Here is a 401-nt window from a genome sequence, read left to right as displayed (position 1 = left end):
TCACATGAATTCATAGAAATCCAAGGTCTTGAGTTTGAAAAAGGAAGATTTTATAATGAATCTGAATCTAATTCCGGTGCTCCGGTTATTGTTCTTGGCTTTGATATTGCTAAAAGTCTTTTTGGTGAAAGTGAACCAATTGGAAAAAACATTCGTCTTTACGGACAGCGTTTCACAGTTATTGGAATGTTGAAAAAGCAAGGAGAAGGAATGTTTGGGGATAGTAATGATACATCAGCTTTCATTCCAGTGAATTTTTTAAGAAGGTTGTACGGTGATAATAATGATGCGTTGACGCCGGTAATCCTTGTAAAGCCTGACAAAGGAGTTGATATGGATGCTTTTAAAGCGGAACTTGCCCAGAAACTAAGAAATTATCGCGGGATGAAAATAGATGAAAT

The 401-nt window shown here is 36.4% G+C and carries 1 protein-coding gene; it reads left to right on the top strand.

Annotated features, from left to right (window positions below):
• Window positions 1–401 (top strand): ABC transporter permease (locus tag FCS21_RS17990; protein WP_138624553.1); only part of this gene is annotated, 401 nt, incomplete at both ends.

The organism is Colwellia ponticola (assembly GCF_005885605.1).
Classification (GTDB): Bacteria; Pseudomonadota; Gammaproteobacteria; order Enterobacterales; family Alteromonadaceae; genus Colwellia; species Colwellia ponticola.
The sequence above is the reverse complement of the archived record's forward strand: the minus strand, read 5'-3'. Positions and strand labels throughout refer to the sequence as shown.